This window comes from Sphingomonas sp., from assembly GCF_035998645.1.
In the GTDB taxonomy this organism is placed as follows: domain Bacteria; phylum Pseudomonadota; class Alphaproteobacteria; order Sphingomonadales; family Sphingomonadaceae; genus Sphingomonas.
In genome coordinates, this window is the sequence record NZ_DASYHL010000003.1 from 160,701 (window position 1) to 186,442 (window position 25,742).

Genomic DNA, 25,742 nt, shown 5'->3' on the forward strand with positions numbered 1-25,742 from the left:
GTCATCGCGCGTTGGGCAGGGTTGCTTCGGGGCACTGGGTGGGAAGAGCGTTTTGAGCGTAAGCATGCATGGGCAAAAGCCCAATCGGACGGCGTGGCTGTATGGTGCCCTGGCCGTGCTTCTGGCGGTGCCGTTCATCGCCGACCTGAACTACCCGCTGGGGAGTTCGGTGTGGGTCGGTTATATGCTGCCCACAGTTCTCGCCTATCTCGCGCCGCGCCCGGTGGTGCCGCCGATCATGGCAGCGCTCGCGACCTTGCTCACGATCCTGGGCTTCACGCTCGCGCCGGCCGGGGTCGATCCGTCGATCGCGGTGTTCAACCGCTCGCTCGGCATCACCGTCACCTGGATTCTGGCGATCACCGGGTTCCTGTTCGTACGCAACCGCCTCGCCGTTCAGCGCGAGGAGTGGTTGCAGGGCGGGCAGGTCGGTCTGTCCAAGGCCGTGGGCGGCGAGCAGCCGCTCGAGCAACTGGGGACCAACGCGCTCAAATTTCTGGTCGAGTATCTGGGCGCGCGGGCGGGTGCGGTGTTCATCCGCAATGGCGACGGGTATAAGCGCTATGCGACGCAAGGCGTGCCCGCCGATGCGCGCGTGCCCGAGCGTTTTGGCCCCGGCGACGGATTGCTGGCGGATGCGGCGGCGGACCGGCGCAACTTCGTCATCACCGATGTGCCCGACGACTATCTTTATTTCGGTTCGGGGCTGGGCAGCGCGAAGCCCGCCAACCTGCTGATCGCCACGACCAGCGTCGATGGCGCGGCCAATGCGGTGATCGAGCTGGGCTTCCGTACGGTGCCGCAGGACGCGCTGGCGCTGTTCGAGCGGGTTGCCGAACAGCTCGGCGTCGCGATCCGGTCGGCCAAATATCGTACCCAGCTGCGCGAACTGCTCGAAGAGACGCAGCAACAGAGCGAGGAATTGCAGGTCCAGAGCGAGGAACTGCGCGCCAACAACGAAGAGCTGGAGCAGCAGAGCCGCCAGTTGCAGGAGGCGGCCGAGCGGCTCGAGGTGCAGCAGAGCGAGCTGGAGCAGACCAACGCCCAGCTGGAGGAACAGGCGCGCCAGCTGGAAATCCAGCGCGACGACCTGACGCGGTCGCAGGCCTCGCTGGAGGCGCAGGCGAGCGATCTGGAACAGGCGAGCCGCTACAAGTCCGAATTCCTCGCCAATATGAGCCACGAATTGCGCACGCCGCTCAATTCGCTGTTGATCATGGCGCGGCTGCTCGCCGAGAATCGCGACGGCAATCTGTCGTCGGCGCAGGTCAAGCATGCCGAGACGATCGAGACGTCTGGCAACGACCTGTTGTCGCTGATCAACGATATCCTCGATATTTCGAAGATCGAGGCGGGCAAGCTCGAGCTGCAACCGCGCCGCTTCCGCATCGCGCCGACGCTCGACAAGCTGCGGACGCTGTTCCAGCCCGCCGCCGGGGCCAAGGGCCTGTCGCTCGACGTTTCGGTTACGCCCGGCGCGCCAACCGAGATCGAGACCGATCCGCAGCGGCTGGAGCAAGTGCTCAAGAATTTCGTGTCCAACGCGATCAAGTTCACCGAGCGCGGCACGGTGACGCTCGAGACGGCGGCGCGCGACGATGGGCGGATCGCGTTCACCGTGCGCGACACCGGCGTCGGCATTCCCGCCGAACAGCAGCACGTCATCTTCGAGGCGTTCCGTCAGGCCGACGGGACGATCAGCCGCAAATATGGCGGCACCGGGCTTGGCCTGTCGATCTCACGCGAACTCGCCCATCTGCTCGGTGGCGAGGTGAGTGTCGCCAGCGCACCGGGGCAGGGCAGCGCGTTCACCCTGATCCTGCCCGAAACCTATGAGCCAGTCGCGGTCGGCCCCGCGCCGACGCCCGCCCCGGCGCGCGCGCGTCCGTCCAATCCCAAGCCAGGCAAGAAGCGCGGCGTCGTCGCGACCGAGGATGACCGCGAGCGGCTGTCCGGGGACGCGCGCGTCATCCTGATCGTCGAGGACGACCCCGTGTTCGCGCGCATCCTGTGCGACATTGCGCATGAACAGGGCTTCCAGTGCCTGATCGCCGGCACTGCCGACGAGGGCGCGCTGATGGCGCGGCAATATATCCCGCACGCGGTGATCCTCGACATGAACCTGCCCGATCACACCGGCCTGTCGGTGCTCGACCGGATCAAGCGCGACGTGCGCACGCGGCATATTCCGGTCCATGTCGTGTCGGTCGATGACGACAGCCGGGCGGCACTGTCGAGCGGGGCGATCGGGTATCTGTTCAAGCCGGTGAAGCGCGAACAGCTGGTCGACATGCTCGAAGGGCTGGAAGCGCGGATGGCGCAGCGGATGCGCCGCGTGCTTGTGGTCGAGGATGATGCGCAGCAGGCGGAGAGCGTCAAATTGCTGCTCGCCAGCCGCGAGGTCGAAACGCTCGAAGCGCATAGCGCGGCGCAGTGCATCGAGTTGCTCGGCAGCCAGACGTTCGACTGCATGGTGCTCGACCTCAACCTGCCCGACGCCTCGGGCTTCGACCTGCTCGAACGGCTCAGCGGGGACGAGAGCCTCGGCTTCCCGCCGGTGATCGTCTACACGGGCCGCGACCTGAGCGCGGACGAGGAATTGCGGCTGCGCAAATATTCCAAGTCGATCATCGTCAAGGGCGCCAAGTCGCCCGAACGGCTGCTCGATGAGGTGACGCTGTTCCTCCATCAGGTCGTGTCCGACCTGCCCGAGCCGCAACAGGCGCTGATCGCCAAGTCGCTGACCCGCGATGCCGCGCTTGAGGGCCGGCGGGTGCTGCTGGTCGAGGACGATATTCGCAACGTCTATGCCGTCACCAGCATCTTCGAACCGCATGGCGTCGATGTCCGCATCGCGCGCAACGGGCGCGAGGCCCTGACCGCGCTGGAGACTGCGGCGGGCGGCGAGCAGTCGATCGATCTGGTGCTGATGGACGTGATGATGCCGGAAATGGACGGCCTGACCGCGACGCGCGAACTGCGAAAGGCGAGCTGGGGCCGCGACCTGCCGGTGATCATGCTGACCGCCAAGGCGATGGCGCGCGACCAGCAGGAATGTCTCGACGCGGGGGCCAACGACTATCTCGCCAAGCCGCTCGACGTCGACAAACTGCTCAGTCTGGTGCGCGTGTGGATGCCCCGATGAAGGAGGTGTTCGCCCCGTACGAGGAGATCGAACTCGATCTGTTGCTGGAGGCGATCAACCGGCACCATCATTACGACTTTCGCGGCTATTCGCGCGCATCGCTGCACCGGCGGATGGAGCGCGCGCAGCAGCGGTTCGACTGCGAGAGCCTGTCGCAGTTGCAGCACCGGCTGTTGCGTGAGCCGGCGGTGTTCGATGAGCTGATGGCGTTCCTGACCATCCAGGTCAGCGAGATGTTTCGCGATCCCGGATATTTCCGCGCGCTGCGGGAGCGGGTGATCCCGCATCTGCGCACTTACCCGTCGCTAAAGGTGTGGATCGCGGGATGTGCCAATGGCGAGGAATTCTACTCGCTCGCGATCCTGTTCCGCGAAGAGGGGCTGGAGGATCGCACGATCTTCTACTGCACCGATATCAGCCCGGCGGCGCTGCAAAAGGCGGAGGCCGGGATTTTCGCGCTCGACCGGATCCAGCAGTTTACCGAGAACCATCGGCTGGCGGGCGGCAAGTCGTCGCTGTCGGACTATTATACCGCCGCTTATGGCGCGGCGGTGTTCGACAAGAGCCTGCGCCGCCGCGCGGTGTTTGCCGAGCATAACCTCGCCAGTGATTCGGTGTTCACCGAGGCGCAACTGGTGTCGAGCCGCAACGTCCTGATCTATTTCGATCGCGTGCTGCAGGATCGCGCGCTCGGCCTGTTCGGCGATTCACTGGTGCGGGGCGGGTTTCTGGGGCTGGGGTCGAAGGAGACGCTGCGCTTTTCGTCCCATTCCGACGGGTTCGACGATTTCGACCTGCCCGAGAAGATTTTCCGTCGCAACGCGAAGCTGCTAGACGGAGTGCGCGATGCCGCCTGAACCCGTTCCCGTCCTTGCTGTCGATGACATCCCCGAAAACCTCGCGGCGCTCGATGCGTTGCTGACGGGGGAGGGGGTCGAGCTGGTCAAGGCGCGCTCGGGGGCCGAGGCGCTCGAACTGCTGCTCAAGCGCGAGTTCGCGGTCGCGCTGCTGGATGTGCAGATGCCGGGGATGGACGGGTTCGAGCTGGCCGAACTGATGCGCGGGACCGAGCGCACGCGGCGCATCCCGATCATGTTCCTGACCGCCGTGGCGACCGACGAGACGCGCAAGTTTCGTGGGTACGAGGCGGGCGCGGTCGATTATCTGCTCAAACCGGTCGATCCGCAGATCGTGCGCAACAAGGTCGGCGTATTCGTCGAACTGTACCACCAGCGGCGCGAGATTGCGCGGCAGCGTGACGCGTTGTCCGATGCGCTGGGGAAGCTGAAGGCGCATGGCGACAATTCGCCGCTGGCGATCGTCGAGCTGGATGGTGAGCAACGCATCCTTGGCTGGTCGAACGGAGCGGAGCGGCTGTTCGGATGGCGCGCGCATGAAGTGTGCGGGTTCCGCCCGAGCGAGTTCGAGTGGATCGCGCCAGAACATGGTCCGGCGTTCGCTGCGCTGATCGCCGACATGATCGGCGGCGCGCGGTTGCGTGAGATGCAGCCGCTGCGCATGCGCACGACCGAAGGCGTGATGCTCGATTGCGAATGCTATTGCTCGGCGCTGCACGATGCGGCGGGTCGGCTGGCCTCGGTCAATGTCCAGATTCTCGACGTCAGCGCGCGCAAGCGGGGCGAAGAGACGCAGCGGCTGTTGATCGGCGAGCTCAACCATCGCGTGAAGAACACGCTGGCATCGGTGCAGGCGATCGCGACGCAGACGTTGCGCCATTCGACCGGGCCGTCGGACTTTGCGCCGACCTTTATCGGGCGCATCCATGCGCTCGCCAAGGCGCATTCGCTGTTGAGCAGCGCGACGTGGGAAGGCGCGCGTCTGCGTGAGCTGATAGAGGGGCAGTTGCGGATCGGCGCGATCTCGCCCGACCGGTTGGGGATCGAGGGGCCGGAGCTTGACCTGGCGCCCGAACCCGCGCTGCATCTGGCGCTGGTGCTGCATGAACTGGTGACCAACGCGCATAAATATGGATCGCTATCGGTGCCCGAGGGGCGCGCGGATATGCGCTGGCAGCTGGCCGATGGCACGCTGCGGCTTGAATGGATCGAGAGCGGCGGGCCGCCGGTGGTCGCGCCGACGCGGCGTGGCTTTGGTACCGCGCTGATCGAGCGCAGCCTGAAGGCCGAGGGCGGGGTTGCGATTTCGACCTATGCGCCCGACGGGTTGCGCTGGACGCTCGACCTGCCGTTCACCGGCAAGCCGCGCGTCGGGCCGGCACAGCGGGCGATTGCGCGGGGCGCGGCGCTGGCTCCGGCGGGCGGGCAGAGCGTGCTTGCGGGCAAGCGCTTCCTGATCGTCGAGGACGAGCCGCTGGTGATGCTGGAACTGGTCGACCTGCTCGGCGGGGCGGGCGCGGTCGTGGCGGGGCAGGCGTCGGCGCGGTCGGACGCGCTGGAGCTGGCGCGGCGGGCGGAGATCGACGCGGCGCTGCTCGACGGCAATCTGCAGGGCGAGATGGTCGACGACATCGCCGCCGCGCTCGCCGCGCGCGACATCCCGTTCCTGTTCGTCAGCGGCTATGGCCGCGAGCATCTGCCCGCGCAGTTCGACCGGGTGGTGGTGGTGACCAAGCCGTTTGCGCCGACGACCTTGCTCGACAGCGCGGCGAGCCTGTTCGGCATTGAGGCGGTGGCGCGCTAGGTTAACCACCCGATCGATGTTGGTTCGGCGCTGAATTGCTCTCTCTGTGTAGCTGGCGTTTGCGGCGCGAGTGGCCGATCCCCAAGCTTGTGGCAAAAGGGCGCCCGACCTCTCGATCCGCATCGGCGAAGTGCCGGCAGAACTTGGCACCATAACAAGGACGACCCTGCTGCCAGTCATCGTCACCGATCCACGACGTTCAGTGGTAAGCCGGCGTGGCAGTAAATCCGCAGGGGTTTGCGGCCCGCAATGGGTACTGACCAAGCAACAACGAACGGTTTGGTCTATGCGCGCCGCATAAATCACTGTTCACCGGCGGGAGCGCCGTCAGACGTTCGGCGGGCATGATTTTACGAGGATGAATCAGATAGTTGAACAGCAATCGGGCAATTGGACAGGCTGGGCCGTAACGCGCTAGCAAAAGCGGTCAATCGCGCCGAAAACGGCGGTTTGCGCGACATCGGTTGGAGGCTTTGTGAGCGATAGCATACGCATCAGACGTCGCGATCTTTTGGGCGGCACGATTGCCGCTACGCTCGTGCAGGTGACCGGACTGGCGCGTGCCGCGACGGTAAGCTCCCGCTGGCCAGCGGTGCCGCCGCCGCCTGTCGCCAAACGCGATCATGTCATTCGGCAGCTGGGACGAACCCGCAACGATCCGTTTGCCTGGTTGAGATATGTTCCAGCGCAAGGCGCGCGTAGCCTTCCGACCATGCCGCCGATGATCCGGGCGCAGCTTGAGGCCGAAACCCGCTATGCGACCAGCATGCTGTCCCCGCTTGCACCCAAGCAGGGCGATCTGCTGGCGGCGATGCTCGATCGCGCTGGTGGTGGGGTGGAGGCGCCGGGCCTGTCGCGGGGCGCGTGGCGTTATGGCAGCCGGGTGCCGCCGGGCGGCGAACATACCGTGCACTATCGCGTACGCCAGGACGGCACCGAAGAAATCCTCTTGGACGAGGGGCAGCGCGCCAATGGCCATGCCTATTACCGCACAACCGGCCACCAGCCGAGCCCGGACCACCGCTATTTCGCCTGGGCAGAGGACATCGTGGGCGATGACCGGCACCGGATTTGCCTGCTCGATACGCGCACTGGCGCGGTGTCGATCCGCGTCGAAGCCGATGCCTATGGCTATGGCGGCCTTGTATTCTCGCCGTCCTCTGCGTGGATGTTTTGGATCTGGCGCGACGCGCGCAACCGACCGACGCGGCTCTATCGCACGGCGGTAGCGGGAGGCCAGCCGGCATTGGTCCATGAGGAAGCCGACCCCGCGATCTTCATGCAGGTCGGCAGAACCGCCGCAGACGGCTTTGTGCGGCTGACCCTTGCCGGCCCCGACACGGCGGAAGTCCGGTTGATCGCGGCGAGCGATGAGACGGCAGCGCCGCGGATCGTGCGTCCGCGCCAGCAGGGCGTGACGTATGAGGTCGACGAATGGCGTGGCGCGTTGCTCATGGTCACCGACGCGGACGGAGCGTTCGACCGCAAGATCGTCCAGCTCGACGCAGGGTCCTTCACCGCCGGTGCGACGCTGGTGCCGCACCGCCCCGGCGTGCCGATCCTGGCGATGATCCCCTTTGCCGACGCCCTTGTGCGGCTCGAGCGCGAGGATGGCCTGCATCGCGTGATCGTGCGGCAAGCCGATGGGCGGGAGCAGGCGATTGCCTTTCAGGAGGCGGCCTATGCGCTGGAGGTCCCGGAGGCGCAGGATTATCGCGCGACATCGGTTCAGATCGTCCATCAATCGCCCGTCCGGCCGCGACGCTGGCTGGACATCGATCTGGCGACCGGGCGCCAGACGCAAGTCGCGGCCGAACGCCTGCGCGGCTTCGATCCGGACAATTATGTCGTCGAGCGCTTGAGCGCGAAAGCGCCGGACGGGATGGACGTGCCGATCACGCTCGTCTCGCGACGCGACGCGCCGAAAGACGGCAGCACGCCGCTCTTGCTATATGGTTACGGCGCTTATGGCGTTTCGAGCGATCCGGTCTTTTCGCTGCCGGCGACGGTGCTGATCGATCGCGGTTGGCGAATTGCGATCGCACATGTGCGCGGCGGGTCCGAAAAGGGGCGGCGTTGGTTTCTCGACGGGCGACGCTTTGCCAAGCGCAATTCGATGACCGATTTCGTCGCCTGCGCCCGGACGCTGTGCAGTTCGGGATACAGCGCGCCAGAGCGGGTCGTCGCGTTCGGCTTGTCCGCGGGCGGCCTACTGGTGGCCGGGGCGATGAACCTCGACCCGACGCTATGGGGCGGGGTGATCGCCAAGGTTCCGTTCGTGGACATGCTCAATACGATGAGCGACGGCGACCATCCGCTGGTGCCGCTGTTCCGACCGGACTGGGGCGATCCGCTCGCCGATCCCACGGCCTATGACTATATCGCCTCGATCTCTCCCTATGAAAATGTGCGGCGGGCAGCCTATCCGCCGCTGCTATGCACGGCCGGGCTGAAAGATGATCGCGTCAGCTATTGGGAGCCGGCCAAGCTGGTCGCGCAGGTGCGCCAGCGATCGACCAGCGGCAATCCCGCCATTCTGCTCGTCGATCCCGATGCGGGCCATCAATCGAGTGGCGACCAGCGCGCCGAGTTCGACGAGATGGCCCGGTTCTGGGCGTTCGCGATGAACTGCGTACGCTAGGGTTGTTTTCAGCAAAGCTGAACCGGCACCGGCCCGCTCCCCGACCCGGCCACCCAACGACAGTGTATTCTATGGGTGGCCGGGTGGGGGAGCGGGCTGGTGCCGCCTAATTGAAAACGACGCTAGGCGGCGGCGTCGAAACTGGCGAGGAAGGCGGTCAGGTTGCGCGGCAGGGCTTCGCAGAGATAGCCGCCCTCCTGGATGATCGCGGTGGGACAGCCGAAGCTGGCGATCAGCGCGGCGGCCCGCTCGAAGCCCTGCGTGGTGACGGCCATCGCGCCGATCGGATCGTCTACCGCCGCGTCCAGGCCAAGCGAGAGGATCAGCGCGGGCGGGTCGAACTGCGCAATACGGTCCAGGCTCTGCGAGATCGCGTCGAGAAACACCTCGTCCGCCGAACCCAAGGGCAGCGGCAGGTTGAGGTTGTAGCCGGCACCCGCGCCGGTGCCGGTTTCGTCGGCATAGCCCGTGAAATAGGGGTAATAGTTCGACGTTTCGGCATGCAGCGACATCACCAGCACGTCCGGCGAGTCATAGAAGATCGCTTGGGTGCCGTTGCCGTGATGCACATCGATATCAAGGACCGCCGCAGACCCGCGCGCGGCGACGACCCGCTGGGCGGCGATTGCGGCGTTGTTGAGGTAGCAGAAGCCGCCGGCGTGAGCGCCGGACGCATGGTGGCCCGGTGGCCGCGTGAGCGCGTAGGAAGTCTTGCCATCAAGCGCCGCATCAGCCGCATCGATCGCCGCATAGGCCGCGCCGGTGATCGCGTCCCACGTCCCCGCGCGCAGCGGCGTTGAGGTGTCGGCCATGTGATAGCCCAGCTGGCCGAGCAGCCCTTCTGGCCGCCGGTGCGGCGTCCAGGGTGCGAATTGGGTTGGCAGGATTTCCTCGATGGCCGGATCGGCCGCGATGGCGCGCGCCCATCCGCTGGACAACAGGTCGAGATAGCCGGTGTCGTGCACCGCCGCGATCGGGGCCATGTCGTGCGTGCGCGCATCGACCAGCGCGTAACCGGCCTCAACGACCGCCGTCTTCAGCACCGCATAGCGGCCAGCCGATTCCGGGTGATCGATCGGGTTTCCACGGCGGTAAAAAATACGGGGGTCGTGACGCGTCGCGGCGGACGAATGATAAACGAGCATCGATGCTTCCTGTTGGGCGTTGTCCAACGCTAGCGCCGCCAGGCTCGGCCTGTCCAAGATCGCCTGATGTCGACTAAGGCTTTGAAGTTTCGACTATTTCATGGTCCTTGCCGCACAACCGTCAGTGCCGGGCCGCAATATGCGTCCAATGTTCTAATTGAGCCCCGCGATCAGTGCGTTCTGTTGAAGTTGGCTGGGATGGCCACCCCGCTCACACGCTGCTCAGCAACAGGCTGGTTTCGCTATTGGCCACGCCATCGATCATCCGGACTTCGCGAAGGACGCGATCGAAATCGGGCAGATTGGCCGTCTGGATATCCGCGACGAGATCCCAGTTGCCGTTGGTCGTATGCAGCCGCCGAATTTCAGGGATCCCGCGCAGACGCTGCACCACCTGCGTGGTGGATTTGCCGATGACCTCGATCATCATCACCGCGTGCACGGTCAGATCGTCGTAATCCTCGCGCATGCGGACGGTGAACCCAAGGACGGCTCCGGTTGCGAGCAGTCGGTCGATCCGATTCTGAACCGTGCCGCGCGCGACACCCAGCGCCTCCGCCAAGCTGGTCAGCGGTGCCCGGCCATCGCTTCGCAAATGCGCGATGATGCGACGATCCAGTTCATCCGGGACGTATTTCGCGACATGCATGGATTGATTCCTGCGCAGTTTGATCTGACGATCTGTGCAGTCGGACTGATCATTCTGCCCAGATAATGGAGCTTTTTAGGACAGCATTGCGATTTCGCCAGCACAGGCACGCGGCATAGCATTTGCGGCACCACGCACCTCACAAAGGAAACGCCATGCCACCGGCCCCCTCCGAACTCGCCTTCGTCCCCTTTGTCAGCGTCGAAAACATGATGCGACTGGTGCACCATCATGGCATCGAGCGGGTGTTGCGTGAACTGACCGATGCGGTCGAACAGGACTATCGGCGCTGGGCATTGTTCGAAAAGGCGCCGCGGCTCGCGTCGCATTCGCGCGAGGGCGTGATCGAATTGATGCCGACATCGGATGGTGAGGTGTTCAGCTTCAAATATGTAAATGGCCATCCCAGCAATACGGCGAAGGGGTATCAGACGGTCGCCGCCTTTGGCCTGCTGGCGCGCGTGGATACCGGCTATCCGATCCTGCTCGCCGAAATGACGCTGCTGACGGCGCTGCGCACTGCGGCGACGTCGGCGATGGTGGCGCGGTACCTCGCGCCCCGTGACGCGCGGGTCATGGCGTTGATCGGCAATGGCGCGCAGGCCGAATTCCAGGCGCTGGCGATGAAGGCTGTGGTCGGCATCGACACGGTCCGGCTTTATGACATCGACCCGCAGGCGATCGAGAAGGCCGCACGCAACCTGGCGGACAGCGGCCTGACCATCGTCAAATGCGGCAGCGCGCAGGAAGCGATCGAGGGCGCACACATCGTCACCACCTGCACCGCCGATAAGGCCTATGCCACGATCCTGACCGACAACATGGTGGGCGCCGGCATTCACATCAACGCGATCGGCGGCGATTGTCCCGGCAAGACCGAATTGCACAAGGACATTCTGAACCGCGCCGCGACCTTCGTCGAGTTCGAGCCGCAGACCCGGATCGAGGGCGAGATCCAGCAGATGGATGCGAGCTATCCCGTCACCGAATTTTACCAGGTGCTCGACGGCATCGCGCCGGGCCGTCGTGACGCGCGGCAGATCACGCTGTTCGACAGCGTCGGCTTTGCCACGGAGGACTTCTCCGCCCTGCGCTACATCCACGGCAAGCTGGACGGGACCGACTTCTTCCAGAAGATCGACATGCTGGCCGACCCGGACGATCCTCGCGATCTGTTCGGCATGCTCAAGCGCGCGGCCTGATCCGCGCGCGCGGCCGCCGCTGTCAACGCTGCGGGATGGGATAGCCGCGAAAGGGCTTGAGCTCCTGCATCACGACATGGCTCACCATCTTCTCGACCCGGTTCTGCGGGGCGAGAAGGCGGTGGGCAAAGCCCTGCCACTCGCGCACGTCGGACAGCAGGAACTTGACGATATAGTCGAACGGCCCATTGACGCGCAGCACCTCGATCACTTCGGGCATCGAGATCAGCAGCGCGTCGAACTGCGCAAGGTCGTCGGGCACGTGCGACGCCATCGATACTTCGGCAACCATCACGAAGGTGGGCCGTACGCGTTCGATCGCGATCGCCGCGTGATAACCGAGGATATAGCCCTGATCCTCAAGTTGTTTGACGCGCGCGACGCAGGCGCTGGGCGAGAGCGCAACGCGGTTCGCCAGTTCGCGATAGGTGATGGTGTTATCTGCCTGCAGCTCGTGCAGAATCTTGAGGTCGCGCTTGTCGAGCTGCACGAATTTCCTTTCAACGGCGCCGGGGCACGCCGGATCAGTCATCTTTTCCCGCCCCGGCGCAACGCGGCAAGCACAAATTTCTACGCCGGCCGGCACCGGCTACGGTGCGACCGCGACCAGTGGTGACCAGTGCCAGCCGCATGCACGCGAATATTTCGCGGAAGTGACCAGCCTGGGACGCACAACGTTCAGTAATTGCCGCGATCAAGCTGCGAAAAAGCCGGATATTCGAGGTATTTACGTTATTTTCCAATGACGTGCCTTCGCCGCACAGTTGCTGGACATGCGGCCCTCCTTGTCTAGCCTGAACCCTGCCAGGCGCCGCGGGGGAAACCCAGCGTCGGACTCGCTCGAACGGCCGGCCTTGGCGGGGCGGCGCGTTAAAGGAATGTCGGCGCAAGACCGGACACGCCGCACGCGGGGAGCAGACACAGGACGAAGCGGCGGGCGGGTGCGTCCGTCGCCACACGAAGGGGTGGGACATGATCAAGCGATTCTCGACGACGACCGCGCTGGCAGGCACGCTGCTGACGCTCACAATGCCGGCGGCGGCGCAGACGACGGCGCGCGCGTCGCAGGATGAAGTGACCGACGCAAGCGACGACACCGAGATCGTCGTCACCGCGAACAAGCGCCAACAGTCGGCGCGCGACGTCAGCGGTTCGGTCTCTGCGGTGGGGCAGGCAACGCTGGAGCGACTGAACGCGCAGAGCCTGTCGGACTATATCACCCGCGTTCCGGGCGTGGTGTTCAACGACTATCAGCCCGGCGTGTCGGAAGTGGTCATTCGCGGCGTGGCATCGACCACCTATCACGAAGCTAACCAGTCGACGACGGGCTACTACCTCAACGAGCTTCCCTTGCTTGAGCCGGGCTTCCCGCTCGTCATCCCCGACATCGACAGCTTCGACCTGAATCGCGTTGAAGTGCTGCGTGGTCCGCAGGGCACTCTGTTCGGGTCGTCATCGCTGGGCGGCGCGATCAACTATGTCGTGAACGAGGCGGACGCGACCAAGTTCGATGCGGGCGGGGAGGGAATGGTCTCCACCACCGAGCGCGCCGATGGCCAACTGAGCTATGCCGCCAAGGCGATGATCAATGTGCCGATCATCGACGACAAGCTGGCCGTCCGCGTCGTCGCGCTCCAACGCGTCGATGCCGGCTATCTCGACAACACGCTGCTGGGCCGCAAGGGCAGCAACGACCTGCGCGTGCGCGGGCTGCGCGGATCGATCGTGTTCACCCCGGCGGAGGGTACGCGCATCTCGGCGCTTAGCATGTACCAGGAATATGATCTGGACGATCAGACCTATGTCCTGTTCGGGCCGCCGCGCACCTATGCCCGCGCGACCAACGTCGCCGAGTTCCAGCATACCCAGGTCATGCTGCACAGCCTGCGGCTGGAACAGGATCTCGGATTCGCGACGCTGACGGCGGTCGGGAGCTATACCGAAAAGAAGAATGATCTGGCGTTCGACAATTCGGTGTTCGGCGGCAATGATCCGCGCACCGACACCCCGCCTTTGGCGACCGGCTTCGGTACGTCAGAGACCCATTATGGCGAAGTGCGCCTGACGTCGCCGGATCAGGGCCGGTTCCGCTGGCTGCTGGGCGCCAACTATACCCGGATGCGATCGACGGCCACAGATGCGACGTCGATCCAGGGCATCGCGACCTATATCGATCGCAACCCCGCCCTGTTCGGGGGACAGTCGGGCGCCACGCTCGCACCCGGCGACCTGGCGGAACGCACGGTGAGCAGCAACCGGGTCACCGAAAAGGCGGTGTTCGGCGAAGCGGAATTCGACATCGTCGACAGCGTCACACTCACGCTGGGCGGGCGCTACTTCGAATACAAGACGCAACCGCGGGCTCAGTATCTGCCCAATGCTAACCTCATCGCGCCGTTCGATTACGCCCCGACCGCCCAGAAAAAGTCGGACTTCATCCCGAAGGTGTCGCTGGCGTTCCAGCCCAACAGCAATGTCCGCATCTATGCGCTGTATTCAGAAGGGTTCCGCATCGGCGGGGTGAATGTGTTTTCGCTGGCGACGCCCGGCCTGCCGCTGACGTACGATGGCGACACCACGCAGAGTTACGAAGTCGGCACGCGGATCGATCTGGTCGGCGGGGCGCTGACGCTCGACGTGACCGCCTATCATATCGATTGGAACAACATTCAGGCGCGGCTGTTCACGCCGGTCACGTTCCGCTCCTACACGACGAATGGCGGCGGCGCCGATATCGATGGCGTGGAATTCAGCCTGACGATGCGCCCTACGCGCAACATCACCTTTGCCTCCAACGTCTCCTACAACAATGCGCGGCTTTCCAGCCTGCTGCCGGACTCGTTCGCGCCCGGCGGCGGCTATGCCAAGGGGAGCGTGTTGCCGGGTGCGTCCGACTGGACGATCTCCAACACCCTCGATTTCAGCTTCCCGGATAGTGGGTTGAAGCCGCGCTTTGGCATCGCGCACCGTTATTTGTCGAGCGCGCCGGTCGCGTTCGGGGCGACGCTGGAGAAAGGCGACTTCAACATCGTGGATCTGAACGGATCGATCACGGTGGCCGAGAAGATCGAACTGGGACTGTTCACCAAGAACCTGTTCAACCAATATGGCATCCTGAACGCGCCATTCTCGTTCGCCGGTTCCGTGACAAGGCCCCGAACGATCGGCGCGACAATTCGGCTCGGACTGGATTAGCCGCTCGGCCGCGTCGAGACGCAGGCGGTCGCCGGCTGATTGCCCGGCGACCGCCTGAGCGTCCGGGCGGGTTAACGTCGCATGGTGACTGACGAGGCATCATCCCTTGAGGCAGGGTAATGGACCCGGAACAGTTCAGGGGAAGAAGCGTCTGGGGCTTGCGGAAGCGGGGTTCTTGTCTGATGGCCGCCATACCACACCCGGCTGATCGGCACCGGGGCTAAAAGCGTCTGAACAGCGCCGGCCAGTTGCTGGACGGCGGGCGGGGTAAACCGATGATAGGCAGCGATGTTACGTGGCCCCACGCCATGTTCGGCGCTGAAGCTGCCACCATAGCGCTCGACCGCCACGGCAAATATCCGCATCCGCACGGCCTCCGCCAAACCAGACGGCAGCGGCCCCTGCTCGGTCGGCCAGACCAGATTGAAGTGTATCCCGCCATCGCCGATATGACCGAAATCGCACACTAGCAGCCCAGGATAATCCCGCGCGATCTCAGCGGCCATTTCGCGCCGAAATCTGGCGACATCTCCGCGCCGCACGGCGATGTCGCAGCCGATCGTGGTGCCCATGGCGCGCAGGCCGTCCGGAACGGCATGGCGCAACGCCCACAGGTCCGCGCCGTGATCCACGACCACGTCGGCGATTGGCGAGGCAGGTGCCTCCATCATCTCCGCAAGGACACCCGTCAGAGCGTCTTCCAGCACCATGGCATCGAATGCCGCGCCGGCGGCGAGTTCGATCAGTACGAAATAGGGATGTTCGGTGTCGACCGGGAACGGCCGGCGGAGATGCGCAACGTGATGCAACGCCGCCAGATAGGCCGGTCGTGAGATGCCCTCAAAGGCGGTGAACAGCATTCCCCAACTGCGCTCGAACGTCAGCAGAAGCCGGTCGAGCGCCATGGGATCGCGCAGTGCGATCAGTGCCGTGATCACGTGCTGGGGCGTGGGTTGGAGGGCCACTGTCGCCGCCGTGATGATCCCCATCGCACCGCCGCTGCCGATCGCCAGCTGCTTGAGATCCAGGCCGTCATTCTGCTTCCAGCAGTCGCGACCCAGTTGCAGGATGGTTGCGGGCCCATTGCTGGTGACGAGCTCGAGCGACAACAGGTTGCGGCGGACGTCGCCATAGCGAATGAACCGCGCGCCGCCGGTATTGGCGGCGATCATTCCGCCCATAGTGGGATCGGCGCCAAGGTCGATCGGGAAGAACAGATCGTGCGCCGCCGCCTGCGCGTTCAGGGTCGATAGTGGCACGCCGGCGCCGACGCGGGCAGTGCGATTGACGGGATCGATCGCCACCGCGTTGAGCCGCTCTGTCGATAGCAATATCATGCCACCGCTCTCGTCGGCGACACCGCTGGCAACCAGCCCCGTGCGCGCACCTTGCGGTACGAGCCTGACCCCGGCGCGTACCGCCACCGCAACCACCGCCGCGACTTCTTCGGGGGTGTGCGGGCGGACCAGCGCGCGTGATCGCCCCGCTGGCCCGCGCCCGTCATGGTCGCGCCCCGCCAGGTCGGACGGATCGGTCAGGACGTGCCCGCAGCCAACGATGCGGCGCAGCTCGGCAACCAGATCCCGATCGTTCATGCCGCGCGGGTCATCGCAAAGATGCCGGTTGCGTTGCCAGTGTCGAAGCTGAGGTCGAGCGCGCCGGTCCCCGGGTCGATGTCGCGGCTGATGATTTCGTAAAACGATCCAGGAACACGACGGGTAATCTCCGACCCGTCGACCGCGAACGGCCGCTCCACGGGATCAGCGCGAAACGCGGTTTGCCTGACTCGGCCGTTTTGCGAGACCTCGACGGCATCCTTGATCGGCACCCCGCGCGCGCGCTGACGGTCCGCGGTTTCATAGATGTCGGCGACCCGGCTGGTCGCGTGATTAAAGGCGTTGCCCTCGGTCGCGATCCACGCCGCTTCGGCCGATTGGGATAGCAGCGCCTCATAGTCGCGTAGCGATGGTGTTTCATGCTGACGACCGAACGCGGACAGGAGGTTCGGCAGGACGTCCAGCGCCATCTGGAACGGGATGCTCTCGTCTCGCTCCAGTTGCAGCAAGGCTGCCCGGCTGGCTTCGCTCAGCGGATCGCTGCTCGTGCCAAAGACGCGCTGCGCCACGTCCTGGAACTGGGCGTCGAACTGATCGACATGCAATTCGCTGACAAAAAACTGGGGTAGCAGCTCCGGCTGATCGCGATGTGCCCATGCGTGCCCCGTCATGCGCAGCCGTGGCAGTGGATAGATGCCGGGAACCGCATAGCCCAGCGGCTGCAGGATCCTTGCCATCGCGGCTTGCCCGGCTGGCAGCGCGCCCGTGTCACCGCCCACCAGGCGAACCGTGCGGATCGCGCCATGGTCGAACCGGATCCGTTCATCGCGGGCGCGCTGCTCGGCCACGAACGCGGCACCGGTCGGTACGCGCGCCAGCAGGTCGTCGAACAGCAGCACGTTCAAGGCTGCGGCCAGACCGGCACGGGGCACGGTGCCATTCGGTCCGGTCGCGCTGAGCGGCGCGTCCAGGTCTATCGTCGCCAGCACGGGCGCGGCGCGTGCACCCAACAGGCGCGCCACCAGTCTGGCGCCGGGCGCGGTGTGATCAAGGGGCATATCATCTCCTGCCGCGACGGGCATGGGTCGTGGAGCAGGCGCATGATCGATGCGCCCTTGTCGTTTGCGTCCGTGCGGTCGCATCAACCGCCCGGCGATTTCGCGGCGGGTCGACGGTCTGGATCAGCCAGTTCGGCCTCCGAAGGCCAATGGCCCTGCGGGTTCTCGCGCACGATCTGTGTCAGCATTGCTTTCGCACCCGCCTCGTCCCCGCCAAAGCGGCGTTCCATTGCAATCGCGAACTTGATCGTGCTGTCGCGCGTATCCGCGAACTGGTCGGGCTTGAGCCGCCCCTGCATGATCTGCACGGCTTGATAGTAAAACTCGTTCTCGATCAGCTTCAGCCCCGGCTCAATCGCGTCGATGATCGCGCGTGCCTTCTCGTGCTGACCCATTTTGCGATAGGCGAGGTACGTCCAATAGGCCGTCGGCACGCGCATGTCGTCGCGCGCGAAATCGGCGGCAAGCTCCAGCGACTTTGCCATGCCGGACACCACGGTCGGATAGTCGCCGGTCGCGAAGCTGGTCTGGGCGTGATAATAGACGATGTTCCCGCGGTAGGTGCTGATCGTCAGCCCCAGCGGGTTGGGCATGCCATCGGGCTCGAACGTGTCCGGCGTATCGCCCATGAGCGCCAGCGCCTTGGCATAGTCGGCCAGCGCTTCGTCAAAACGTCGCGCGCGCGTCAGATCGCGGGCGCGGAAGCGGTAGAGCTTGTAGCTGTTCGGGAAGCGGCTGATCCCCGCGCTGAATGCGTCGACCGCCTCGCAGACGCGGCCAGCATAATCGAGCCGCCGACCGTACCAGATATGAGAGTCCTCCCGGTCGGGCGCGATCCGCAGCGCGGCGGCGGCAATCGCGATGTCCTCATCAAGGATCTTCTGCGTCGCAGCCGGGTAGCGTGGAATGGTCAGCGGCGTGCCGATCAGGCTGGTCGCGCACAGCTCCGCAGCAGGCACCGGCGTTTGCGCCGATGCGGCCGGGCTGGCGGCGATGCCGAATGCAGCTCCGGCAAGCAGCAAGATGCGGTTCATCCGATCACCTCTTGATAGATGCGGCGTACATTGAGGCCCATGATCTTCTCGACCGTGCCTGACGGGTAACCGAGCTTGCGCACGCCATCCCAGACGACCTCCATGCGACGCGGTCCGTTCAGCTCGTCGATGAACAGCGGCCAGTCGGCCTCGTTGAAGTTGGCGCCTTCCTCCCGCTTCAGCTCGGCGACATAGGCATCGGTCATTTCGACAATGCGATGATCGCGATCACTGCCGATGGCGACATGATCGGCGCCCATCACGTTGACGGCGTGGGCGATGTGACGGAAATATTCGGGCAGGGCGTCCTTGCGCTTCGTCGTCAGGAACGGGCGCATCTGGCAGATGCCGGCAACCCCGCCGCGATCGGCCAACAGGCGCAGATTGGCATCCGTCGTGTTGCGCGTGTTGCTGTGCACCGCCATGCAGGCGGTGTGGGACACGATTACGGGCGCTCGCGATGCCGTGATCGTGTCCGCCATCGTCGCCATGTTGGCGTGCGACAGATCGATCAGCATGCCGCGCTGGTTCATCCTGGCGACCAGCTCGCGCCCGAAGTGGGTCAGCCCGTTGCTGCCAAGCTCCTTGCAGCCGGCACCGGCCCAATTCTGATCGTTGTACGTGATCTGCGCCGACCGGACGCCCAGCTTGTGGAACAGGTCGACATTGTCCAGATCGCGACCGAACTGCGTGCTGTTCTGGAAGAGATAGAAAAGCGCGATCTGACCATTGTTCCGCGCGGCGTCGATGTCGCTCGTCCGTGTGGCCTTGAGGAACAGTTGCGGATGTTTTGCGATATGGGCGTCGTGATCGAGGACGGCCTGGATCGCCTCCTCATACGCCGCGCCCTCGTAGCTTTTGGGATCGCACAAGGTAATCGTGATCGCGTCGAGGCCGCTGTCGCGCATCTGCGCGATCAATGCTGCGTCATATTCGAACCGCACTTCGCCCATCGCGTCGAAGGTCAGCGGGCGGCGTTTCGGCGTGGTGGCAAGCGCTGGCGAGATCGCCATCGATGCGACGCCCGCCGTTGCCGAAAGAATGAAATCTCGCCTGTGCATCGACCTCTCCATTTTTGCCTATCGGAAAATGTATATCCGATACGACAGAAGAGGCAAGGGCTGGATCAGCCGGTATTGACCCACAGTACGACGGCGTCCTTTTCGCTCGTCGTATAGCACGCGTGCTGCATGCTGCTGTCGATATAGATGCTGTCGCCGACCCCCAGGGTCACGGGCTCGTAATGCTCGGTCTGAAAGCAGATCTCGCCCTCAAGGACGTAGAGAAACTCTTCCCCGCTATGTTCCGACCAATTCTCGAAATCGCCGAGCGCGCGTGCCTTGATCGTGGTGACGAAGGGAAGGATCTTCTTGTTCTTCAGCTCGGTCGCGATGAGGCGGTGGCGATAGACCGGTGTCTCCATCAATCGACCGGCACCAGCCATGGTGACGCTGCGGCGACCGGCTGCATCCTGACTGGAGTGACCCGCGAACAGGTCGGTAATGTCGATGTCGAATCCGACCGCCAGCTTCTGCACCACGTCGAACGTCGGCGACATCTGATCGTTCTCGATCTTCGACAGGGTCGAGGCGGCCAGACCGGTCATCCGGCCGGCATCCTCCAGCGTCAACTGACGCTCCCGGCGGAGCTCGCGCAGCCGCTTTCCCAGGTGAAACGGGTCGGTCCGCCGCCGCCGGCCCATCCGCGCTGCGTCGAGAAGCGTGGCCTCGTCCCCATTGCCGGACCGCATATTCATTTCCTCAGCTAGCACGGTTCTGTCGATCGACCGCCGCGGGACGGCGGGCCGGGGTTATGCAGACCGTATATAGCAGAATTTCCAATAGGCTATGCAGGCCAGATTCTTGCCTGCATGCCCATTGGAAACTCTCACGCTCTCAAACGGTTAGATTAGAAGCTGAATTTCGCGTTCAGATAATAGAAGCCACCGGCCACACCGAACACGCTGTGATTGTCATAGATCAGGCCAGCGCGGGCACGTGCCGCGCCGCGATCCGGCGGGAAGATGTTGAACAGGTTGCGCGCGCCAATGCTGAGATCGACGTTGCGGATACCCGAGTAGGTTACTTCCGCATCGAACAGCGTCACTGCCTTGCGCGGCAGGAAGGTCGCGCCGTCCAGGCGTCGCCAGGCCCCGTAGTGAACCGCTCGGGCCATCAACGCCACATCGCCGACCTTGGTCGTGGTCGAGAAGTTGCCGCGCCACCGCGGCGTGCCGCGTTCGAACTCGGTCACGATCGCCGGGCTGAACCCCGGGGGCGGCGAACCCCGCAGATGCTGCTCGTTATAGTTCACCGCGAGGCTGAAGTCGGTCGAGGCGACCGTCGACCAGCGATGGCGATAGGTGCTGACCAGGTCGAAGCCGCGCACGCGGGTATCCATCTCGTTCTGGAAATAGCGGACCTGCTGGATATCGATGCCGTTGGGGAAGCCGATCGCCGCCAGCCCCGCGCGCTCCGTCGCGGTCGTGTTGCGAGAGGGCGTCAGCAACAGGCGATCGTCGACATCGATCTGATAGAAATCGAGTGTCGTCAGGAAGCCTTCAAACCCGGTGAACACCATACCGGCCGACATGTTGAACGAGGTTTCGGGCACGAGCGATTGTGATCCGAACACCTGCGCTGCGGGCGATCCCGGCACCAGCACGGCGTCGAGGATGAAGCCGCCCATGCCGTCGAGCTGCGACGTCAGGCTGGTGCCGAACACCTGGCCAGCGGCCGGTGCACGAAAGCCGGTGCTGACCGACCCACGAAGCGCAAACGCTTCGCTCAGCTCGAACCGCGTCGCCGCCTTGTAGCTGAAATTGTCACCGAACTGGTCGTAGTCCTCAAAGCGCGCGGCGACCGACAGGTTCCACCACGGCGTGATGTCGGCATCGACCTCACCAAACACCGCATAGCTGTTTGAATCGAAACTGCCCGCGAATTCGGGGGAGAAGCCCTGGAAGCCGTTCGATCCGGCCGGCAAATCGCGCAACGGGCCGGTAATGTAGCTCGCCCGGTCGCCCTGCCCGATGACATAGGTTTCCTTGCGATAGCTGGCGCCTGCGAATGCCAGAATCGAGTCGGTCAGTTCGTACGAGACTTCCGCGTCGAACTGAATTTCACGCTGCGTGAGCGACCCTGGCTTGAAGGCGGTCGGCGAGTTGACGCCCATCGACGCGTTGATCGTATTGGTGATCGTATAGTCGGCGGTGTTGCGGCCGTAGCGGGCCGACAGGTCCCATTTCAGGCGCCCCTGCTCGTCGCGCAGACCCACAAGCACGCTTGCATCCTCAAGGTCACCACCGAATTCCGGGGTGAACCCGCCCGGATAGATCGCCGCTAGGTTGAACTGCTGCGGATGGGCCGGGGTCAGGTCAAACGCCGAATTTCCATAGGTGCTGTGACCGCTCAGGCCGCCCGCTGCGAACGGCTGACGCAAGCCGAACGTGACCGAGCTTTCACCCATCATGTAGTTGCCAAAAGCGTAGAGTTCGAGCTGGTCTCCCAGTTCGACGCCGGCGTTGAACACACCCTTGAATGCGCGATAAAGCGGGTCGAGATTGCCTTCGGGATGCGCTGGCACGCCGGGCACGTTGGCGGCGCGCAGTGCGGCCGCACCGGCATGTACCGCCTTGAACGCATACGCCTTGGCCTGATCCGTATATTGCGCCGCCAGGTTGAGATAGGCGCGATCACCCAGCGGGACCGCGACATGGCCCTGAATGTCATAGGTGCGGCCGCCGGTCTCATAATATTCGCCGACCTGCGCGATGACCGAGCCGCCGGTGCGCGCGCGCTTGAGCTCAAGGTTGATCACGCCGGCAATGGCGTCCGATCCATATTGCGCCGACGCGCCATCGCGCAGCACTTCGACGCTGGACAGCGCGATCGGCGGAATGACGTTGAAATCCTGACCTTGCGAGCCCGAGGTCGATGCGTGCCCGGTGCCGATCTGCACGATCGACGCACGGTGGCGGCGCTTGCCGTTCATCAGCAGCAGGACATGGTCGGCCGGCGAGCCGCGCAGCGTGATCGGGCGCACGAACGAAGATCCGTCATTCCCCTGCAAGCGCTGCGCGTTGAACGCGGGCACCAGCGTGCGCAGCGCGTCGTTGACGTCGGTATACCCCGTCGTGCTGATCTGCTCGGGCGAAATGACGTCGATCGCAACCGCGCTGTCGGTGACCGAACGGTCCTTGCGCCGCGTGCCGATGACGACGATGTCCTTGTCTGCTTCGGTGGCGGTTTCGACGTTCTCGCTGTCCGCAACGTTGGTCTGTGCATGCGCTGGCAACGCGATGGCCAGCCCCACCGCCGACGACAGCAGCAGCCGCGAAATCAATTTCGACATATGTCCCTCCTCTGAACCCCAAAAGTCCACATCCGGCCGTGGGCCGATTTCCGATATGTGGCAGATCGCTGACACTTTTCCTATAATAAAATTTATTGCCCAAGGTCGATAAACTTTCTAAGCCTTTGATTGTCGATGCGGCGGCTGTCGCAGATGAGGGGGTCGATTGACGCGGACGGGCAAAACTCTGGCGCTGTGCACGATGGCTGGCCTGGTCGTGTCACTCGGCCAGCCCGCGCACGCGCAGTCGGCGCCGGGCGAGCGGCTCGTCATTCATGCTGGCGGCGTCATTGCGGTCCCTGGCGAAGAGCCGCTTGGCCCTTCAACCATCGTGATCGAGGGTGGGCGGATCGCTGCGATCGAAGCGGGCCATGTCGAGCGCCCGGCCGCGCGGACACTGGATCTGAAGGATCGCATGGTTCTTCCCGGGCTGATCGATACGCATGTCCATCTCAGTTTTTCACCCGAGACCAGTTTGACCGCAGCGGCGGTCGACACGCCCGAAGATGTCGCGCTGTTCGCCTATGCCAATGGCAGGAAGACGCTGGAGGCGGGCTTTACCACCGTGCGCGACGTGGGGTCCGACGGCTACGCGATCCACGCGTTGCGCGACGCCGTGAATGACGGCAGCGTGATCGGCCCGCGCATTTTCCTTTCGGGTACGTCGCTTTCGATCGTCGGTGGCCATGGCGACATGTCGGGCCTCAATCGCAAGGCCACGGAAGCGCTGTATCCGTATGACTATACCGGGGCTTGCACGGGCGCGGTGGAATGTGCGCTGCGCGTGCGGGAGGCGGCCAAATATGGCGCCGATCTGATCAAGGTGACCGCGACCGGCGGGATCATGTCGCAGCAAGCGCGCGGCCTTGGCCAGCATCTGAGCGACGCGGAGCTGACCTCGATCGTCACCACCGCGCATGGCCTGGGCCTGAAGGTGGCGTCGCACGCGCATGGCAGTGAAGGGGTTGCCGCGTCGGTGCGGGCCGGGGTCGATTCGGTCGAGCACGGCACGTATCTGGATGTGCCGACGGCCAAGGAAATGGCCGCGCGCGGCATTTGGCTGGTTCCCACACTCGGCCTGCTCGAGGACCGTGAGAAGCGTGAAGCCAGCCCCGCCGTCCGCGCGAAGATCGCTCAGGCGCGCACGGTCGAGGGCCGCAACATTCGCCTCGGCGTGCAGTACAAGGTGAAGATCGCGTTCGGCACCGACGCCGGCGTTTCGCCGCACGGCCAGAATGCGCGCCAGTTTCGCCACATGGTCGAACAAGGGCCGATGACGCCGATGCAGGCGCTGCGCTCGGCGACGGTCGATGCGGCCGTGCTGCTGGATCAGTCGGAACGGATCGGCACGCTCGCCGTCGGGAAATCGGCGGATCTGATCGCCGTCGCCGGCGATCCATATGCCGATATCACGCTGCTGGAGCATGTATCGACCGTCGTTAAGGATGGTAAGATCGTCAGGCATGATCCGCGCTGACCGCACCTGAACCTTTTCACTTTTCCCATGGATCTCAAAATGGACGTGCCCGCCAAGATGACTGCGATCGATGACACTGCCGTACCACCCGGCTTTGCGCCTGCTGTTGAGGAGTTGTTTGGCGCGCTGGGCCTGACGTTCCAGGATCGTCGTGGCACCGACCTGGCGGTGTATTCACCGATCGACGGGGCGGCGCTTGCAACGCTGCGCACCGAACGCGCGGCGGACGTGGACGCGATGGTGGCGCGGGCGCGGGGCGCCTTCCTAGCATGGCGGACCGTGCCCGCGCCGCATCGTGGCGAACTCGTCCGCCGCTATGGCCAGATGGTGCGAGAGCATAAGGAAACGCTGTCGCGCCTGCTGACGATCGAAAATGGCAAGATCCTCACCGAAGCGCGCGGCGAGGTGCAGGAAGTCATCGATATCTGCGAATATGCGGTCGGCCTTTCGCGCCAGCTGTTCGGCCTGACCATTGCGTCGGAGCGCGCCGAACATCGACTGACCGAATATTGGCATCCGCTTGGCGTGGTTGGGCTGATCTCGGCGTTCAATTTCCCCGCAGCCGTTTGGGCCTGGGGCACCACGGTCGCTTTGGTCTGCGGCGACAGTGCGATCTGGAAGCCCTCGGAAAAGACGCCGCTGACGGCGCTCGCCTTTGCCGGTCTGCTGCAGAAAGTGGCGGCGGACTATGAGCTCGCTCCCGAGCATCTGGTGCAAGTCGCCATCGGCGCAGCCGAATGCGGCGGCGCACTGGCCGACCATCGTGACGTGGCCATCGTCAGCGCGACCGGCAGCGTGCCGATGGGGCAGGATGTCGGCGTGCGGGTTCAACGCCGCTTTGGCCGTTCGATCCTGGAGCTTGGCGGCAACAATGCCGCGATCATTGCACCCAGCGCCGACACGTCGCTCGCGCTGCGCGGGACGATCTTTGCCGCCACGGGGACGTGCGGCCAGCGCTGCACGACGCTGCGCCGTCTGATCGTGCATCAGGACATCCGCGACTCGTTCGTCAAGCGGCTGATCGGCGCCGTCGGCACGCTGCGCATCGGCAGCCCGCTGAACGATCTGACGCATGTCGGGCCGCTGATCGACAAGGCCGCGTTCGATGGCATGCAGCGCGCGCTCGAACAGGCGCGGCGCGAAGGCGGAACCGTGCACGGCGGAGAGCGGATCGAGATCGAAGGCGCGCCCGACGCCTATTATGTCCAGCCGGCGATCGTCGAGATGCCGGCGCAAACCGACATCGTCCGCGAGGAAACCTTCGCCCCGATCCTGTACGTCATGTCCTATGCGACCCTGGATGAAGCGATCGCGCTGCAGAATGGCGTGTCGCAGGGGCTGTCGTCCTGCATCTTCACGCGCGATGTGCTCGAGGCGGAGACGTTCCAGTCGGCGGTCGGCAGCGATTGCGGCATCGTCAACGTCAACATCGGCACCAGCGGCGCGGAGATCGGCGGCGCGTTCGGTGGCGAAAAGGTCACCGGTGGTGGCCGCGTATCGGGCTCCGACAGCTGGAAGAACTATATGCGCCGCGCGACCGCGACGGTGAACTACTCGACTTCGCTCCCGCTGGCGCAGGGTGTGAAGTTCGACCTCGACATCGAATAACCATAGCCACCCATCCGG

17 protein-coding genes are annotated in these 25,742 nt (G+C 64.6%); 8 read left to right on the forward strand and 9 right to left on the reverse strand.

The window, feature by feature from the left end:
- The first annotated feature begins 64 nt into the window (after positions 1-64).
- The 4 genes from VGN66_RS04755 to VGN66_RS04770 all read left to right on the forward strand — a co-directional run bounded on the left by VGN66_RS04755 (position 65) and on the right by VGN66_RS04770 (position 8,447).
- Complete coding sequence (locus VGN66_RS04755; protein WP_327518559.1) at positions 65-3,145, forward strand: response regulator; 3,081 nt, start codon at positions 65-67, stop codon at positions 3,143-3,145.
- Entirely contained in the window at positions 3,142-4,002 is an 861-nt protein-coding gene (locus tag VGN66_RS04760) for a CheR family methyltransferase (protein ID WP_327517712.1), read from the forward strand. The genes VGN66_RS04755 and VGN66_RS04760 overlap by 4 nt, the downstream gene beginning before the upstream one ends.
- A complete protein-coding gene (locus tag VGN66_RS04765; RefSeq protein ID WP_327517713.1) occupies positions 3,992-5,806 on the forward strand; it encodes a response regulator in 1,815 nt (604 codons plus the stop codon). Before VGN66_RS04760 ends, VGN66_RS04765 begins: the two co-directional genes overlap by 11 nt.
- 592 nt (positions 5,807-6,398) lie before the next feature.
- Entirely contained in the window at positions 6,399-8,447 is a 2,049-nt protein-coding gene (locus VGN66_RS04770) for a S9 family peptidase (protein ID WP_327518560.1), read from the forward strand.
- Positions 8,448-8,569: 122 nt separating this feature from the next.
- On the opposite strand, the gene VGN66_RS04775 is transcribed toward VGN66_RS04770, so the two are convergent.
- Both VGN66_RS04775 and VGN66_RS04780 read right to left on the reverse strand, forming a co-directional pair.
- Entirely contained in the window at positions 8,570-9,592 is a 1,023-nt protein-coding gene (locus VGN66_RS04775) for a histone deacetylase family protein (protein ID WP_327517714.1), read from the reverse strand.
- A 211-nt stretch (positions 9,593-9,803) separates the two neighbouring features.
- Complete coding sequence (locus VGN66_RS04780) at positions 9,804-10,241, reverse strand: Lrp/AsnC family transcriptional regulator (protein WP_327517715.1); 438 nt, start codon at positions 10,239-10,241, stop codon at positions 9,804-9,806.
- A 155-nt stretch (positions 10,242-10,396) separates the two neighbouring features.
- Between VGN66_RS04780 and VGN66_RS04785 the strand changes: the two genes are divergently transcribed.
- The gene (locus tag VGN66_RS04785; RefSeq protein WP_327517716.1) at positions 10,397-11,443 is read left to right on the forward strand and encodes an ornithine cyclodeaminase; all 1,047 of its coding nucleotides are present in this window, start codon (positions 10,397-10,399) and stop codon (positions 11,441-11,443) included.
- Between the two features lie 22 nt (positions 11,444-11,465).
- Here the strand turns inward: VGN66_RS04785 and VGN66_RS04790 are convergent, their stop codons facing one another.
- Positions 11,466-11,933: an Lrp/AsnC family transcriptional regulator gene (locus VGN66_RS04790; RefSeq protein ID WP_327517717.1), complete on the reverse strand. Its 468-nt coding sequence runs from the start codon at positions 11,931-11,933 to the stop codon at positions 11,466-11,468.
- Between the two features lie 482 nt (positions 11,934-12,415).
- Here VGN66_RS04790 and VGN66_RS04795 point away from each other — a divergent pair, with 482 nt between their 5' ends.
- Positions 12,416-14,638: a TonB-dependent receptor gene (locus tag VGN66_RS04795; RefSeq protein WP_327517718.1), complete on the forward strand. Its 2,223-nt coding sequence runs from the start codon at positions 12,416-12,418 to the stop codon at positions 14,636-14,638.
- A gap of 71 nt (positions 14,639-14,709) precedes the next feature.
- Here VGN66_RS04795 and VGN66_RS04800 read toward each other — a convergent pair whose 3' ends face one another.
- The 6 genes from VGN66_RS04800 to VGN66_RS04825 all read right to left on the reverse strand — a co-directional run bounded on the left by VGN66_RS04800 (position 14,710) and on the right by VGN66_RS04825 (position 22,639).
- Positions 14,710-16,233 (reverse strand): FAD-binding oxidoreductase, encoded by a 1,524-nt coding sequence (locus VGN66_RS04800; RefSeq protein WP_327517719.1) that lies wholly within the window; start codon positions 16,231-16,233, stop codon positions 14,710-14,712.
- Positions 16,230-17,252 (reverse strand): 2-oxoadipate dioxygenase/decarboxylase family protein, encoded by a 1,023-nt coding sequence (locus tag VGN66_RS04805; protein ID WP_327517720.1) that lies wholly within the window; start codon positions 17,250-17,252, stop codon positions 16,230-16,232. The genes VGN66_RS04800 and VGN66_RS04805 overlap by 4 nt, the downstream gene beginning before the upstream one ends.
- Positions 17,253-17,335: 83 nt before the next feature.
- Positions 17,336-18,286 (reverse strand): hypothetical protein, encoded by a 951-nt coding sequence (locus VGN66_RS04810; protein WP_327517721.1) that lies wholly within the window; start codon positions 18,284-18,286, stop codon positions 17,336-17,338.
- Complete coding sequence (locus VGN66_RS04815; RefSeq protein ID WP_327517722.1) at positions 18,283-19,347, reverse strand: dipeptidase; 1,065 nt, start codon at positions 19,345-19,347, stop codon at positions 18,283-18,285. The genes VGN66_RS04810 and VGN66_RS04815 overlap by 4 nt, the downstream gene beginning before the upstream one ends.
- 65 nt (positions 19,348-19,412) lie before the next feature.
- Positions 19,413-20,036: a helix-turn-helix domain-containing protein gene (locus VGN66_RS04820; protein ID WP_327517723.1), complete on the reverse strand. Its 624-nt coding sequence runs from the start codon at positions 20,034-20,036 to the stop codon at positions 19,413-19,415.
- Positions 20,037-20,194: 158 nt separating this feature from the next.
- Positions 20,195-22,639 (reverse strand): TonB-dependent receptor, encoded by a 2,445-nt coding sequence (locus VGN66_RS04825; protein WP_327517724.1) that lies wholly within the window; start codon positions 22,637-22,639, stop codon positions 20,195-20,197.
- A 202-nt stretch (positions 22,640-22,841) separates the two neighbouring features.
- On the opposite strand from VGN66_RS04825, the gene VGN66_RS04830 reads away from it, so the two are divergent.
- Both VGN66_RS04830 and VGN66_RS04835 read left to right on the forward strand, forming a co-directional pair.
- Entirely contained in the window at positions 22,842-24,116 is a 1,275-nt protein-coding gene (locus VGN66_RS04830; RefSeq protein ID WP_327517725.1) for an amidohydrolase family protein, read from the forward strand.
- A gap of 57 nt (positions 24,117-24,173) precedes the next feature.
- Positions 24,174-25,724, forward strand: coding sequence for an aldehyde dehydrogenase family protein (locus VGN66_RS04835; protein ID WP_327517726.1), 1,551 nt, complete (start codon positions 24,174-24,176; stop codon positions 25,722-25,724).
- Positions 25,725-25,742 lie beyond the last annotated feature (18 nt).

What these genes read in the sequence shown, in the direction of transcription:
- VGN66_RS04755 (WP_327518559.1), top strand. Translation starts at nt 65, where the DNA reads ATGCATGGGCAAAAGCCCAATCGGACGGCGTGGCTGTATGGTGCCCTG.
- VGN66_RS04760 (WP_327517712.1), top strand. Translation starts at nt 3,142, where the DNA reads ATGAAGGAGGTGTTCGCCCCGTACGAGGAGATCGAACTCGATCTGTTG.
- VGN66_RS04765 (WP_327517713.1), top strand. Translation starts at nt 3,992, where the DNA reads ATGCCGCCTGAACCCGTTCCCGTCCTTGCTGTCGATGACATCCCCGAA.
- VGN66_RS04775 (WP_327517714.1), bottom strand. Translation starts at nt 9,592, where the DNA reads ATGCTCGTTTATCATTCGTCCGCCGCGACGCGTCACGACCCCCGTATT.
- VGN66_RS04780 (WP_327517715.1), bottom strand. Translation starts at nt 10,241, where the DNA reads ATGCATGTCGCGAAATACGTCCCGGATGAACTGGATCGTCGCATCATC.
- VGN66_RS04785 (WP_327517716.1), top strand. Translation starts at nt 10,397, where the DNA reads ATGCCACCGGCCCCCTCCGAACTCGCCTTCGTCCCCTTTGTCAGCGTC.
- VGN66_RS04795 (WP_327517718.1), top strand. Translation starts at nt 12,416, where the DNA reads ATGATCAAGCGATTCTCGACGACGACCGCGCTGGCAGGCACGCTGCTG.
- VGN66_RS04800 (WP_327517719.1), bottom strand. Translation starts at nt 16,233, where the DNA reads ATGAACGATCGGGATCTGGTTGCCGAGCTGCGCCGCATCGTTGGCTGC.
- VGN66_RS04805 (WP_327517720.1), bottom strand. Translation starts at nt 17,252, where the DNA reads ATGCCCCTTGATCACACCGCGCCCGGCGCCAGACTGGTGGCGCGCCTG.
- VGN66_RS04810 (WP_327517721.1), bottom strand. Translation starts at nt 18,286, where the DNA reads ATGAACCGCATCTTGCTGCTTGCCGGAGCTGCATTCGGCATCGCCGCC.
- VGN66_RS04815 (WP_327517722.1), bottom strand. Translation starts at nt 19,347, where the DNA reads ATGCACAGGCGAGATTTCATTCTTTCGGCAACGGCGGGCGTCGCATCG.
- VGN66_RS04820 (WP_327517723.1), bottom strand. Translation starts at nt 20,036, where the DNA reads ATGCGGTCCGGCAATGGGGACGAGGCCACGCTTCTCGACGCAGCGCGG.
- VGN66_RS04825 (WP_327517724.1), bottom strand. Translation starts at nt 22,639, where the DNA reads ATGTCGAAATTGATTTCGCGGCTGCTGCTGTCGTCGGCGGTGGGGCTG.
- VGN66_RS04830 (WP_327517725.1), top strand. Translation starts at nt 22,842, where the DNA reads ATGGCTGGCCTGGTCGTGTCACTCGGCCAGCCCGCGCACGCGCAGTCG.
- VGN66_RS04835 (WP_327517726.1), top strand. Translation starts at nt 24,174, where the DNA reads ATGACTGCGATCGATGACACTGCCGTACCACCCGGCTTTGCGCCTGCT.